The organism is Micromonospora sp. NPDC003241 (assembly GCF_053589795.1).
Map to the genome: position 1 here is coordinate 51,461 of NZ_JBSFSO010000007.1, position 12,534 is coordinate 63,994.

Here is a 12,534-nt window from a genome sequence, read left to right on the forward strand (position 1 = left end):
GCGCCGGCCCGGTCAGGCCGACCGGGCCGGCGCGGCGGTCAACCGCGCCCGGACCTGCGCGGCGTCCGCGTGGTCGAGTTGCTCCAGAATCTCCAGCGCCCGACACCAGGCGGTACGGGCCGACTCCGGATCGCCGGCCACGCGGTGGCTGTCGCCCAGGTGGGTCAGGGTGGTCGCCTCGAAATAGCGTTCCGCCGCCTCCCGCCACAGCGCCAGGGCCTGGTGATAGCACCGGATCGCCTGCGGCTGCCGGTCCAGCCGGTAGTGCACGTAACCGAGGCTGTCCCAGGTGTGCGCCTGCCAGTACCGGTTGCCGACCTGTTGTTGCAGCGCCAACGCCTGCTGGCAGTGCGCCAACGCCTGCGGGTACTCGCCGAGCTGGCTGTGGTACCAGCCGATGTTGTTGAGCGCGTTGGCCCGGCCGCCGACGTTCCCCGCCTCGGTGAACAGCTCCAGCGCCTGCCGGGCCTGGTCGAGGGCATCCCGCAGCCGCCCCTGACGTTCGGCGAGGATGCCGAGGTTCAGATGCACCCGGGCGCTGCCGACGGCGTCACCGAGCCCGGCGTAGAGCGCCAACGAGGCGTCCAGATGGGACCGGGCCTGCTCGTGGTCCTCGCGCCGCAGGCAGGCCACGGCCCGGTTCCGGTGGGCGCGGGCCTCGCCGTCCCGGTCGTCCACCCGTGCTGCGGCGGCCAACGCCAACTCCTGCACGACCAACTGCTCCGGCCAGGCGCCGATGCGGTCGAGATAGGTGTTCAGGGTCCAGGCGAGCTGCCAGGCGTGCGTGTCGAACCGGGTCTGTGCGGCGAGAGCGACGAGCGCGAGCAGCACCCGATGTTCCCGGACGAGCCAGTGCCATGCCTCGGCACGGTCGGCCGGCGGATCGACCACCGCCCCGACGCGCGCCGGGACGAGATCGATCGGGTCGCGGTGGTCGTACAGGAGCAGCGCGGCGGCGTACGCGGTGTGCAGGTAGTGGTCCAGGAGACGACCGAGGGCCTCCCGGCGTACCGGATCGGGGTCGTGTGTGGCCGCCTGCTCGGCCGCGTAGGCGCGCAACAGGTCGTGCAGGACGTACCGGCCGGGCCGTGGCTCGGAGACCAGGTTCGCGTCGGCCAGCGCCGTCAGCGTCCGTCCCGCCTGCCCGGCGGGCACGCCGGTGAGACTGGCCAGTGCCGCGACGGTGGCCTCCGGCCCGGGGTGCAGCCCCAGCAGGCGGAACGCCCACGCCCCGGTCGCGTCGAGACTCCGGTACGACCAGGAGAAGACCGCGCGGATGTCGAGGGTCCGGTCGCCACCGGTGAAACCGTCGAGGCGCCCCGGCTCGGCCAGCTCGTCGGCGAGGCGGCCGAGGCTGAGTCCGGCCCGGGTGGCAGCCCGTCCCGCCACGATGGCCAACGCGAGCGGCAGTCCGGTCGCCGCAGCGACGATCCGCGCCGCCGCGTGCGGCTCGCCGGCCATCCGGTCCGGACCGAGCCGGGCCGCGAGCAACTCGTACGCCTCCGGCGGCGACAGCGGTGCGAGGACGAACGGTTGGGCGGCCTCGATGCCGACCAGTCCCGGCAGGTGGTTGCGGCTGGTCACCAGCACCAGACACCCGGGTGTGTTGGGCAGCAGCGGACGCACCTGCGCGGCGTCACGGGCGTTGTCGAGCAGCACGAGAACCTGCCGATCGGCCAGCAGGCTGCGGAACAGCCCGGAGCGGCCGGACAGTCCCGCCGGGACGCGCGGCGCGGACACCCCGAACGCCTCCAGGAACTCCCGCAGCACCTCCGCCGGTTCCGGTACCGGCCCGTCCGGGTCGAACCCGCGCAGGTCGACGTAGAGCTGCCCGTCGGGGAAGCGGTCGGCGACCCGGTGTGCCCAGTGCAGTGCCAGCGCGGTCTTGCCGACGCCGGCCGTACCACTGATCAGCGCGACCGGCACGGTGCCCGGCTCGCCGGGTCGGCGTGCCACCAGCGCCGCCAGCCCGGCGAGCACCGTGCGCCGGCCCACGAACACGGGTACGGCCGCCGGAAGCTGCCGGGGTGTCACCGGCGGCGTCACGCGAGGGGCGGTGTCCTCGGCGCGCCGGGCGAGCTGCGCGTGGGCGGCGGCCTGGAGCCGGTCCTCCGCGCGACCGGCGTCGACGGCACGCAACAGTCGCCAGTGCGCCGCGTCCCAGCGGCTCAGCTCGGCCATCTCGGTCGGCACCGGGACGCCGGACTGCTCGGCGTGGGCCAGGCAGGCGGTGACGTAGGAGACGACGAACGGCCACTCGGGCAACGACTTCGCGTTGAGCTTGTCGCTGAGGGTGGAGCGGGCAAGCGGTGACCCCAGCTTCGTCGACACCACCACCAGGGTGTTCAGCGACGGGGACCCGCAGTGTTGCCGCAGGCGCCTGAGGTCGTCGACGAACCGGGCCAGAGCCGCCTGCGCCTGCCCAGCCGGTCCGCTCATCCCGCACCCCTCCCCAGCCGGACGCGATCGCCAATCCATAGAGGATTGTCGACCTATCCCGCCGTCGCCACGGGTCGGCGCATCCGGCGATGTCGCGACATCTCGGGAAAACGTGTCCTGGCAGAGCGAGGCACCCCCGCCCCGGGTACGCCTACCGCTGCGCCTCGAAGTGCTCCTTCATCGCCGGGTAGTAGTCGTCGAAGTTCGGTCTCGGCTGACCGGTGTGCGCGGCGACCAGTGCGTCGAGGTAGTACTCCCACCCCGGCCCGACCTCGCCGGCGTCCGCCGTGCCGGTCAGGTGGTGGGTGAACCGCAGCTCGGTCACACCCGCGCTCTCGACGAGCGTCATGTCCAGGTGCCAACTGCCGTACTCGTCCACCGCGGAGACCGTGAGCCGGCTCGGCGGTTCGCACACCTCGATGGTCATGTCCATCCAGGGCTCGTCCTCCTCGTACGCCATCTGGACCTTGATCGTCCGCCCCGGTGCCGCGTCGCCCTGCCACGGGCCGAACCAACGCGCCGTCCGCGACGACTCGGTGAGGCTCGCCCAGACGTCGGCGACGGGTGCGCGGAACGTGCGGGTCAGCACGAGGTCGTCGCCGAACAGTCGGCCGGTCGGTGTCGGTGTCACGCCGTCTCCTTCGCTGATGGGTGCCGTTCGGTGGTGGTGCCCCGCCCGGTGGCGGGGCGCCGTTCGCGGCGGGTGCGGTAGACCTCGGTCTCCAACGCGTCGAGGTGCTGTTGCCATCGGGACGGGCGCATCAGCCGTCCCAACCACCCGACCAGTTCGTCGAGGGGCGCGGCGGTCAGGGTGTAGACCCGCCGACGTCCGTCGGCCGTGTCGCGCACCAGACCGGCCTCCCGCAACACGCGCAGGTGACGACTGACGGCCGGTCGGCTGATCACGAACCGGTCGGCGATCTGCCCGGCCGAGAGCGACTCGTCGCGCAGCATCAGCAGGATCTCCCGGCGCACCGGATCGGCGATCGCCGCCGCCACCTCGTCCACGCCTGAAGCGTAACCCATAGGTTACGCTTCTGCTCGCCGCCGGACGCGCGGTCGTCTTCACCGCGACCTGAGCCGATCCCCGCTCCGGGTGCTGAGCCTCAGGCCACGAGAAGTCGCAGGCCCAGCTCGGCCGCGTCGAGGTCGACGAGCTCGCGGTTGAGTTCGGCCCACCGGCCCGAGGACAGGTCCTGCCGGAGGGCGCGTACGGCCCGCTGCTCGGCCGCCGGCCCGACCCGGGTCCACACCGACACCGCCCGGCGGACCTGCTCCTCCAGGTACGCCTCGGGCCGACGCCAGTACGCCTCGAAGAAGCCGTCGGCACAGTCCCACGGGACGAGCACCGGTTCCATGCGGGCCCCGATCGCGCGGGCCAGCTCGTCCACCGAGGGGCGGCCGACCACCAGGCCGGCGACCTCGGGCAGGTAGTCCCGGCTGAGCCAGAACCGCTGCCGCCAGCCGGTGTCGCTGGCGTCGTGCGTGAACACCACGACGCGACGGGCCACCCGCCGCATCTCGTGCAGACCGGCGATCGGGTCGTGCCAGTGGTGGACGGTGCTGAAGGCCAGCGCCGCGTCGAACGCCCCGTCCGCGAAGGGCAGGTTCTCGGCGCCGGCGGCCACACACGGCGCCGCGTCCACGGCACGCTGCGCCCTCATGGTCGCCGAGGGTTCCACCGCGGTGACCGCACGATCGACGGGTTCGTACGAGCCGGTGCCCGCCCCGACGTTCAGCACCGTGCGGGCGTCACCGAGCGCTTCCCAGACCCGCGCGGCGATGCGCGGCTCGGTGCGTCGCGTCGCCGGGTAGGCGGACCCGATGGACTCGTACAACTGCGCGCCGCTGACCCTCAGATGCTGCTCCGGCGTCATGCTGATGCCCATTGCCCGCGCCTCCAGTTCCCTGTCGATGGCGGCGATCGTGGCGGTGGCGCGGTCCCGTTGTGCCAGCAGCAGGCCACGCAGCCGATGCAGATGGGCGACCGCGTCGCTGGTCGGGTCGTCGACCAGAGCGGCGATCTCCCGCAGACCGAAGCCCAGCCGCCGGTAGGCGAGCACCTCCCGCAGCCGTTCCACGTCGCCCGCGGAGTAGGCTCGGTGGCCGGCGCCGGTCCGGGCGACCGGTCGCAGCAGGCCGATCTCGTCGTAGTGGTGCAGCGTGCGCACGCTCACGCCGGCCATACTCGCCACGCGTCCCACGGTCAGGTGCTCGGTCACCTCGTCGACGATGCGGCATGACGTCACGTGAGGTGCAAGGGCTACCGGGTCAGTGTCCGCCCGCGAGCGCCTCGCCTCGGGCGAACGGCTGTGCGGGATCGGAGTGACGGCAACCGAGTACGTCGGCGGGTCGGTGTCGTCGGGCTAGCGGTCGTGCGACGGTGTCGGGACGCCTGGCCGGCCGCTGGTTCGAGTCGGCGTGCCCCTCGTCCGTGCCGCCAGGACGGCGAGCGCGGTGAGGCTGACGAGTACGGCCAGGACAGCGACCGGACCACCCGGCCCGAGCGCGGGCATGACCGCCGGAACCGTCCCGTCGAAGAAGCTGCTCGCGTCGTCGTAGCGGATGGCGATGGCGACGGCAGAGCCGGCCACGGCAAGTCCGGCCGCCGCGCTGACCGCGAGGGGTCGGCGGGCGGGGGGCCGCAGCAGTGCCCACAGCGCCGCGCCGTACAGGACGATGACAGCGGCGAGGTGGACGAACCAGCCCGGAAATCGGTGCAGCGGTATGTCGATGCTGCCGTAGCCCGCCCACGGCAGCACCAGGACCGCCAACAGGTTGCCGAGAGCACCGACGATGACGGCGATCCGGATTGCCACTCTCATCTCCCGTCCTTCGCGTGCGCCGGCGTGGCGGGCGCTCCCGTCCGCCACGCCGACGACCGGTCACGAGGTCTGGAGCGAGACACCCAGCGCGGCGGTCGCCGTGCGGGCGTCACCGAGCGCTTCCCAGACCCGCGCGGCGATGCGCGGCTCGGTGCGTCGCGTCGCCGGGTACGCGGACCCGATGGACTCGTACAACTACGCGTCGCTGACCCGCAGATGCTGCTCCGGCGTCATCCCGCACCTGCTCGCGATCGTTCGCACTCCATGATCGCGAGCAGGTGTCGTCGGGTCAGTTGGACCAGGTGAATCCCGCCAGGTGCGAGATCTCCTGGGCCTGGTCGAAACCGAGGGCGGCGACCACCCCGGCGACGGCCAGGAGGGCGAGTGACACAGCCGTGCGGCGCAGGCGCATGATGACCTCCATGAGGAGCAACACGGGCTCGACTTCCTCGAAGGGTATCAATCCTTCGCGCAAGCCGGGGACGCCTCAGGGGATCGACTCGGTGGCTTCCCTGCGGGCCGGACCGGCCAGCGAGTAGGCGATCAGCCCGCCGAGGGCCAGCACCGTCGCCGTCACCGTTGCCGCAGTGCTGTCGGTCGGCTGGCCCTGCCAGGTCAGGACCGCTCCCCCGGTGCCCGCCTGGGGATACATGACCGCGACGCTGGTCCAGCCCAGCGGCAGGAACCACGATCGACCGGCACCCACCACCGTCGCACACAGCGCCGTCAGTCCGAGCAGGCCCGCGGCGTCGCGGAACACCAGCGTGGCCGGCCCGAAGCGGGCCCCGGTGTACCGCGTGGCGACCAGGGCCAGCAGGACGACCAGCAGGCCGACCAGCAGGTGTGCCGCACGCCGTGGCGGCCATCGCACCGAGGCGGTCCGGTCCAGGTTCTCGTCGGGTGCGGCCAGAGTGGCCGAGAGCACCGCGACCATCAGCAGGACCGTCAGGACGACCGTCGTCGGGGCGACGTCGCGTTCGTCGGCGATGGTCAGCCACAGCGTCCAGATCACCGCCGCGCCGCCGAGGGCCACGGCCAGCGCCAGGGGTACGCGCCGGGAGCGCAGGTACAGCAGCGTCCAGGTCACCGAGTGCTCCGGGACAGCAGTTCGCTCGTGTCCTCGCAGGCCCTTTTGGCGTCACGGACCGCCGTCACCCGGGCCAGCGCCTCCTCGGCGGAGACCTCGCGCAGCCCCTGCCACAGGGCGAGCGCCTCGGAGTTGAGCTCGGGGTCCTCCTGGATCATTCCGGGGATGAGCCCGACGTCGGACTGCGGCTCGCGGCCCAGCAGCCAGTACGCCGCCGCCCGTTCGACCGCCTCGTGGTGTTGCCGGCATTCGACGTCGGTGGGGACGCCCAGCCCTCGGACGACCTCGACGGCCACGACGCCCGGGTGCGCGAGTCCGCCGTGCTTGTCGATCCGGACCGGTACCTCGACGACGTCGTCGCGGGACGGCGTGGCCCCGCCGCGCCCGTACGTGGAGGTGTCCTCGTGCACGGCGGTCGGGGCGTCCGGGAGTTTCGCCAACGCCGCCAGACCTTCGCGGGCCAACGGGGTCAGGTCGTCGAGGACCTTGGTGTTGACCCGGCTCACGCACACCGTCGGGGCATCGTCGGTGCACACCAGTTCCCGGGCGATCGGGTCCACCGGCGCGTCGAGCACCGCCGGGTCCCGGGGCACGAACGCCACTGCCGCGCCGAGCCCGAGCAGCACCGGGACCAGCGCCGCCGTACGGGTCCGCCAGCCACCGGCGACGAACAGCACCAGGCCGGCGACGGCGAGCAGGGCAAGCCAGATCGCCAGCGCTCCGCTGACCCGGTTGTCGATCGTCTGGTACGCGTGGAACTGGCTCGTGCCGTAGATCGGGGACACCGCCGCGGCCAGCCAGTCCGGACGGATGAACATGCTGACCGAGACGACCAGGACGCCGGCCACGCCCAACGCGGGCGCGGTCGCGGGAACAGGTAGCAGACGCCCGATCCCCAGACCGAGCCAGGCCGCGGCGATCAGGGACAGCACGCCGACGCCGGTGACGACGGCGAAGCCGAGCAGGGGCAGATAGCCGGCGCTGGTGGCGATCCGGGCGGCACCCGCTGCGGTCACCAGCAGGTAGGCGGTGCCGAGGGTGAGGGCCATCGCGCCGAGAACCGGCACCATCCGCTGGATGCGGGGCCGGGCGGTGGTGCCGAAGAGTTCACCGACGTTCGACCGGTGTTCCCGACGGCCCTGCCAGGCGCCTGCGGCCAGCGCCAACGGCCACATCAGCAGCAGGTACTCGCGGGTGATGAGAGCCAGCGACATCCAGCCGCCGGACCAGCGGGCCGGGGCGACATAGAGTGCGCCGATTCCGGCGAGCACGGTGATCAGCGCGGCACCGAGCGCGGCGGAGCGGCGTAGTTCGACTCCCAGGATGCTCATCGGGCGGCCTCCGCCCGGTGCCGGCGCAGGACGGCGGAGTAGCCCCGTTCGGTCGGGCTGTCGCCCGGGTGGCTCTGGTCACCCTGGGCGCTGAGCGCCTCGGCGGTGCCCTGCCAGACCAGGCGCCCCTCGTTGACCATCACCACGTCGGTGCAGGCCGCCGCCACGTCCTCGACCATGTGGGTGGAGACCAGGACGCAACTGTCGGTGCCGAGGTCCCGCAGCAGTTCGCGGAAGTCGAGTCGTTGTTCCGGGTCGAGGCCGACGGTGGGTTCGTCGAGCAGCAGGAGCTGCGGGTCGTTGACGATGGCCTGGGCGATGCCGGCGCGGCGCAGCATGCCGCCGGAGAGGGTCTTCAGTCGGGCGTCGGCCCGGTCGGTCAGGCCGACCCGGTCGACGGCCCGCTGGACCGCTGCGGGGATCGCGGCCTTGGGCATCTCCTTGAGCCAGGCCATGTATCCGACGAACTCGCGCACGGTGAAGCGCGGGTAGAAGCCGAAGTGCTGCGGCAGGTAGCCCAGGCCACGGCGGACCGCGCGCAGGTCGGCGCGGCCGTCGACCGGGTGTCCGAGCAGTGTCAGGCGCCCGGCGGCCGGCGCGAGGACGGTGGCCAGGGACCGCATCAGCGTGGTCTTCCCGGCGCCGTTGGGGCCGAGCAGTCCGTGGACCCCGATGTTCAGGGCCAGGTCGAGGCCGTCGACGGCCAGGCGCCGTCCGGCGCGGACCCGCAGTCCCTCGGCGTGGACAGCCCAGGGATTGGTGGTGACGGCCGTTTCGGCCGCGCTCAGGGCACGCATCGGCATCCTCCTTCGTTCGGGGTCGGTGGAGCGGGACGCGGCGTCGCGCGTCCGGTGGGCGGAAAGGTGTTACTGCTGGGCGACTCGTCGGAGCCCGTCGGCCCGCAGCAGCGCGGTGAGGGTCAGGGCGACCGTGGTCAGTGCCCAGATGCCGGTGCTCTCCTCGGTCAGCACCAGTGGCGTACGGGCGGCGGCGAGGCTGGGTGTGATCACCGCGAGCGTCCAGACCGCGACCAGTCCGATCGCGGCCCGACGTACGCCGACGAGGCTGCCCAGCGCCAGCGTGGCGGCGGTGAACGTCAGGCAGGGCAACAGCATCAGCGCCGGTGGCACGCCGGTGCCGTAGCCGGCGAGGGCGAGGGGCGGGATGACGACCACCAGCACCGTCGCGGTGCGTCGCAGCAGGGTGGTCAAGCCGGCGCCGGGGGTGGTGGCGATCAGTTCCCAGGCGGGATCGGCCCGGCGGTGCCACGCGACCGCGACGCCGGGCAACGGGGCCAGCGGCGCGAGCAGCAGCACCAGCGACGGCAACTCGGTCCACAACTCGCTGAGCACGACGGCGCAGGCGAGAACCGCGGCGGTCATGGCCAGCCAGGGGACGAGCGTGCCGGCCAGCCAGCGGCGGCGCAGCACCGTCCAGGACCGGCTGCGGGCGGCCGGGGCCGGGGACGCGGCGATCTCCCGGTCCAGGGTGGCGGCGACCTGGGCGAGGACGGTACGCGTGTCGACGGTGGTGCTGCCGGCCAGCCGGGCCCGGCAGTCGGCGCAGTCCTCCAGGTGCACCTCGACGGCCCAGACACTGGGCTCGTCGAGGCGGGGGTCGGCGGTGGCGTACCGCTCGATCTGGGTGAGGGTCGGGTGGGAAGTCATGACAGGGCCTCCCGTAGCGCGATCCGGGCTCGGCGGACACGGGACTTGACGGTGTTCTCGGGTACGCCCAGCAGCACGGACGCCTCGCGGGGCGAGAGCCCGTCCAGAACGGTGGCGCGCAGGGCGGCACGGACCTCGGGCGGCAGGGTGAGCAGCGCCTGTTCGAGTTCCTGCCCGATCCGGGCCGCCATCACCTCGTCCTCGGCGGCGGGTGCCGTGGTCGGCGTCAGTGGCACCTGCGGCAGTTGCGCCGTGCGGGCCCGGCGACGGAACGCGTCGACCAGTCGGTGGGCGGCGATGGTCCACAGCCAGCCCACAGCGGTACCCCGCGCCGCGCCGCCGCTTCCGCTCCGCACTCCGGCGAAGGTGCCCGAGGCCCGCCAGACGGTCAGGTAGGTGTCCTGGAGGACCTCGGCGACGATGTCGGGGTCCGCGCACCGGCGACGCAGGCGCACCTCCAGCCACGGCGAGGTACGCCGATACAGCTCGTCGAAGGCCCGCCGATCACCACGGGCGACGCGCCGCACGAGTTCACCCTCGTCCGCTGCGTCCATGCCAGTACTCACACCGGGTAAGACGACGGGCGGACCGGGATCGGGTCCCGGTTTCCTGTGATGGCCATCACCTTCGTCGCGCCTCGGTCGACCGGCCGGACGTGTCGACCACGGCCGACATTGTCCGGCGGCTGGCGGCGCGGGATGACCTTGGCTGACATCGCCGGGTAGTTCGGCTGACTCGGCGAGACAACTGGCCGCGCAGGTGCGGGGTCAGGGTCGACCGATGAGGTCCAGGCCGGTCAGGTCAGCCGAGAGGGCCCAGAGCCGGGCCGCCTCACGACGGTCTGTGACCACGTCCCCTGCGATTCCACAGTCCGCGCAGTACGCACCCCCGCTCGCGTCGAGCGCGGGTGACGTGGCAGCCCAGACCTGCGTCGCCGCGCCCTGTTCGGCGGTCTTGAACAGGCCCGGCAGGGAGTTGCCGGCGGTGTCGATCCAGCCGGCGGCGACCATCTCCCCGGCGGTGAGGTGTCGTTGCAGGGCGGTGCGGATCCATCCGGGATTGACCGAGAAGGCGCGTACCCCGTGTGGTCTGCCGATCAGGTCGAGGTGGCGGGCGAAAAGGATGTTGGCGAGCTTGGACTGGGTGTACGCCTCCCACCTGTCGTAGCCGCCGTCGAACTGCACGTCGTCCCACCGGATGCGCCACGCCGGGTTGTAACCGGAGGTGACCGAGACGACCCGAGCCGCACCCGCGGCGGTGAGCGCGGGCCACAGCAGGTTCGTCAGCGCGTAGTGGCCGAGGTGGTTGGTCGCGAACTGCGCCTCCCAGCCGGGTCCCCGGCGCTGGGGTGGGCAGGCCATGATCCCGGCGTTCGCGATGAGGATGTCGAGAGCGGAATCGCGGTGCAGGTAGCGTCCGGCGAACGCGCGGACCGAGGCGAGGTCGCCGAGGTCGAGATGGTCCACCTCGATGCCGGACGTGCCGGCGAGCGCCCGCCGGGCGACGTCGGGCCTCCGTGCCGGGACGACGACCCGGGCACCGGCCCTGGTGAGCGCGAGGGTGGTGGCGAGGCCGATGCCGGAATAGCCGCCGGTGACGATTGCGGTCTTGCCGCGCAGGTCGATTCCGGCCAGGACATCCGTGGTCGTGCTGTGGGCACCGAACGGGGTACGGGTGGCGTCGTTGGTCATGCCCTGGACGCTAGGAGCTGGACCGAGGTCTAGGTCAATCGACTACGGTCGACCGCATGGCAGAGGGCGGCCTGAGTATCGGGCAGGTGGCGCAGCGCACCGGGTTGAGCGTGCACACCCTGCGGCTCTACGAGCGTGAGGGTCTGTTGGGCGGCGAGGTGCAACGTGACCGTTCCGGTCGGCGCGTGTACAGCACCTGGGACGTCGAATGGCTGACCAACTGCGTGAAGTTCCGGACCTCCGGGATGCCGCTGACCACGATCAGGCGCCTGGCCGAGCTCGTCCGTGCGGGCAGCGGCAACGAAGCCGAACGACTCACCCTGCTCCGCGAACACCAACACCAGGTCACCGAACAACTCGCACGGCTACACGACTGCCTCCAGCTCATCGACACCAAAGTGGCCAGTTACGAGCGGCACCTGGCTGCCGGCGCCTCCGGAGATCCCTGGTAACGGCGGTGCCCGGCGCGGCAGGCCGGACGGAGGACGCTCCGCCGCATGCCGGCCAGGGTGTCCACGCTCGCCGGTCACCCCTCGGGTCGAGGTGCGGGCGCCGCCAGCCGGATCACCTCGACGGGACCGTCGACACGCAACGGGCCGGCGGCGTACGGGACCAGCAGGGTGTCGCCCCGTCGCAGCGCCAGGTCGTCGTGCTCACCGGTCAACCTGCCGTCCCCGGCGACCACGACCAGGACGCCGAAGCCCGGCTCCAGTCGGTCGCCGCCGTGCAGCCGTCCGGCGGCGAAGAACTCGTCGGCGGCCTCGGGCAGCAGCCGGTGCCCGCCGCGCAGCCGGTCGAGTCGGTCCGGTGTCCACCTGCTGCGGTCCACGCACTGCAGGGCGAGGTCGTAGCCGATCCCCAGGTGGCCGTCGGCGAGGCCGAAGCTCTCGTATTCCAGCAGCACGGAGAAGTCGGTCGGCTCCTGGACCTCGACGAGCAGGATGCCGTCGCCGATCGCGTGCGGCAGGCCGGCCGGGCAGAGGATCGCGTCGCCGGCCGACACCGGGATCCTGTTGGTGGCGTCGAGCATCTCGGCGGTCCGCTGCCCGGTCACCCAGCCGGCCAGTTCGTCGGCGGGCACGTCGCGGGAGAAACCGAGGTGGACGTACGCGCCGGGGCGGGCCGAGACGATCACCCAGGCTTCGGTCTTGCCGTAGGGCGAGGCCAGGTGGGCGGTGGCGAACCGGCGGTCCGGATGGACGTGCAGCGGCAGGCGTTGGCCGGCGTCGAGCAGTTTGACGAGTACGCCCGTGTCGGTGCGTCCCGGTCCGAGCCACCAGCGCGGGTCGGCGGCGATCGCCTCCGCCAGCACGCGCCCGTCGGCGAGCGTGGACAGCCCGGACGGGCCCAGGCCGAACCGGGTGGTCACCGAGCCCACCCAGTCCTCGGGGCGGTCGGGCGACGCGGGCACGGTGCGGAAGTCGGCGATCCGGCCGGCGCCCCGATAGAAGGTCTCCGGCTGGTTGGCGGATAGGACCTCGACGGTCATCGGTG

General features: G+C 72.7%; 15 protein-coding genes. 1 reads left to right on the plus strand and 14 read right to left on the minus strand.

Translation table 11 applies throughout. From position 1 onward, the window contains the following. Positions 1–12: 12 nt before the first annotated feature. From ACWDVW_RS08070 to ACWDVW_RS08130, 13 genes are all read right to left on the minus strand, one after another. On the minus strand, positions 13–2,439 hold the full coding sequence (locus ACWDVW_RS08070) for an ATP-binding protein (protein ID WP_449945975.1): 2,427 nt from the start codon (positions 2,437–2,439) through the stop codon (positions 13–15). 151 nt (positions 2,440–2,590) lie between these two features. After that, the gene (locus ACWDVW_RS08075; protein ID WP_449945977.1) at positions 2,591–3,070 is read right to left on the minus strand and encodes an SRPBCC family protein; all 480 of its coding nucleotides are present in this window, start codon (positions 3,068–3,070) and stop codon (positions 2,591–2,593) included. Continuing rightward, positions 3,067–3,447, minus strand: a complete 381-nt coding sequence (locus ACWDVW_RS08080; protein WP_449945979.1) for a metalloregulator ArsR/SmtB family transcription factor — start codon at positions 3,445–3,447, stop codon at positions 3,067–3,069. Before ACWDVW_RS08080 ends, ACWDVW_RS08075 begins: the two co-directional genes overlap by 4 nt. 98 nt (positions 3,448–3,545) lie before the next feature. Next, the gene (locus ACWDVW_RS08085; RefSeq protein ID WP_449945981.1) at positions 3,546–4,661 is read right to left on the minus strand and encodes a MerR family transcriptional regulator; all 1,116 of its coding nucleotides are present in this window, start codon (positions 4,659–4,661) and stop codon (positions 3,546–3,548) included. A 144-nt stretch (positions 4,662–4,805) separates the two neighbouring features. Then, positions 4,806–5,264 (minus strand): hypothetical protein, encoded by a 459-nt coding sequence (locus ACWDVW_RS08090; protein ID WP_449945983.1) that lies wholly within the window; start codon positions 5,262–5,264, stop codon positions 4,806–4,808. Between the two features lie 60 nt (positions 5,265–5,324). Then, a complete protein-coding gene (locus tag ACWDVW_RS08095) occupies positions 5,325–5,459 on the minus strand; it encodes a hypothetical protein (protein ID WP_449945985.1) in 135 nt (44 codons plus the stop codon). 94 nt (positions 5,460–5,553) lie between these two features. Further along, on the minus strand, positions 5,554–5,700 hold the full coding sequence (locus ACWDVW_RS08100) for a hypothetical protein (protein WP_449945986.1): 147 nt from the start codon (positions 5,698–5,700) through the stop codon (positions 5,554–5,556). A gap of 51 nt (positions 5,701–5,751) precedes the next feature. After that, positions 5,752–6,351, minus strand: coding sequence for a hypothetical protein (locus ACWDVW_RS08105; RefSeq protein WP_449945988.1), 600 nt, complete (start codon positions 6,349–6,351; stop codon positions 5,752–5,754). Further along, entirely contained in the window at positions 6,348–7,682 is a 1,335-nt protein-coding gene (locus ACWDVW_RS08110) for a hypothetical protein (RefSeq protein ID WP_449945989.1), read from the minus strand. The genes ACWDVW_RS08105 and ACWDVW_RS08110 overlap by 4 nt, the downstream gene beginning before the upstream one ends. Further along, the gene (locus ACWDVW_RS08115; RefSeq protein ID WP_396747978.1) at positions 7,679–8,479 is read right to left on the minus strand and encodes an ABC transporter ATP-binding protein; all 801 of its coding nucleotides are present in this window, start codon (positions 8,477–8,479) and stop codon (positions 7,679–7,681) included. Before ACWDVW_RS08115 ends, ACWDVW_RS08110 begins: the two co-directional genes overlap by 4 nt. A 69-nt stretch (positions 8,480–8,548) precedes the next feature. Beyond that, a complete protein-coding gene (locus ACWDVW_RS08120) occupies positions 8,549–9,349 on the minus strand; it encodes a hypothetical protein (RefSeq protein ID WP_449945992.1) in 801 nt (266 codons plus the stop codon). Next, a complete protein-coding gene (locus ACWDVW_RS08125) occupies positions 9,346–9,903 on the minus strand; it encodes an RNA polymerase sigma factor (RefSeq protein ID WP_449945993.1) in 558 nt (185 codons plus the stop codon). Before ACWDVW_RS08125 ends, ACWDVW_RS08120 begins: the two co-directional genes overlap by 4 nt. Positions 9,904–10,116: 213 nt before the next feature. Beyond that, positions 10,117–11,040, minus strand: coding sequence for an SDR family NAD(P)-dependent oxidoreductase (locus ACWDVW_RS08130; protein WP_449945994.1), 924 nt, complete (start codon positions 11,038–11,040; stop codon positions 10,117–10,119). 56 nt (positions 11,041–11,096) lie between these two features. Between ACWDVW_RS08130 and ACWDVW_RS08135 the strand changes: the two genes are divergently transcribed. Next, entirely contained in the window at positions 11,097–11,492 is a 396-nt protein-coding gene (locus ACWDVW_RS08135; protein WP_449945996.1) for a MerR family transcriptional regulator, read from the plus strand. Between the two features lie 74 nt (positions 11,493–11,566). On the opposite strand, the gene ACWDVW_RS08140 is transcribed toward ACWDVW_RS08135, so the two are convergent. Further along, positions 11,567–12,529 (minus strand): class I mannose-6-phosphate isomerase, encoded by a 963-nt coding sequence (locus ACWDVW_RS08140; protein ID WP_449945998.1) that lies wholly within the window; start codon positions 12,527–12,529, stop codon positions 11,567–11,569. Between the last annotated feature and the right edge of the window lie 5 nt (positions 12,530–12,534).

What these genes read in the sequence shown, in the direction of transcription:
- ACWDVW_RS08070 (WP_449945975.1), bottom strand. Translation starts at nt 2,439, where the DNA reads ATGAGCGGACCGGCTGGGCAGGCGCAGGCGGCTCTGGCCCGGTTCGTC.
- ACWDVW_RS08090 (WP_449945983.1), bottom strand. Translation starts at nt 5,264, where the DNA reads ATGAGAGTGGCAATCCGGATCGCCGTCATCGTCGGTGCTCTCGGCAAC.
- ACWDVW_RS08140 (WP_449945998.1), bottom strand. Translation starts at nt 12,529, where the DNA reads ATGACCGTCGAGGTCCTATCCGCCAACCAGCCGGAGACCTTCTATCGG.
- ACWDVW_RS08130 (WP_449945994.1), bottom strand. Translation starts at nt 11,040, where the DNA reads ATGACCAACGACGCCACCCGTACCCCGTTCGGTGCCCACAGCACGACC.
- ACWDVW_RS08135 (WP_449945996.1), top strand. Translation starts at nt 11,097, where the DNA reads ATGGCAGAGGGCGGCCTGAGTATCGGGCAGGTGGCGCAGCGCACCGGG.
- ACWDVW_RS08120 (WP_449945992.1), bottom strand. Translation starts at nt 9,349, where the DNA reads ATGACTTCCCACCCGACCCTCACCCAGATCGAGCGGTACGCCACCGCC.
- ACWDVW_RS08115 (WP_396747978.1), bottom strand. Translation starts at nt 8,479, where the DNA reads ATGCGTGCCCTGAGCGCGGCCGAAACGGCCGTCACCACCAATCCCTGG.
- ACWDVW_RS08110 (WP_449945989.1), bottom strand. Translation starts at nt 7,682, where the DNA reads ATGAGCATCCTGGGAGTCGAACTACGCCGCTCCGCCGCGCTCGGTGCC.
- ACWDVW_RS08125 (WP_449945993.1), bottom strand. Translation starts at nt 9,903, where the DNA reads ATGGACGCAGCGGACGAGGGTGAACTCGTGCGGCGCGTCGCCCGTGGT.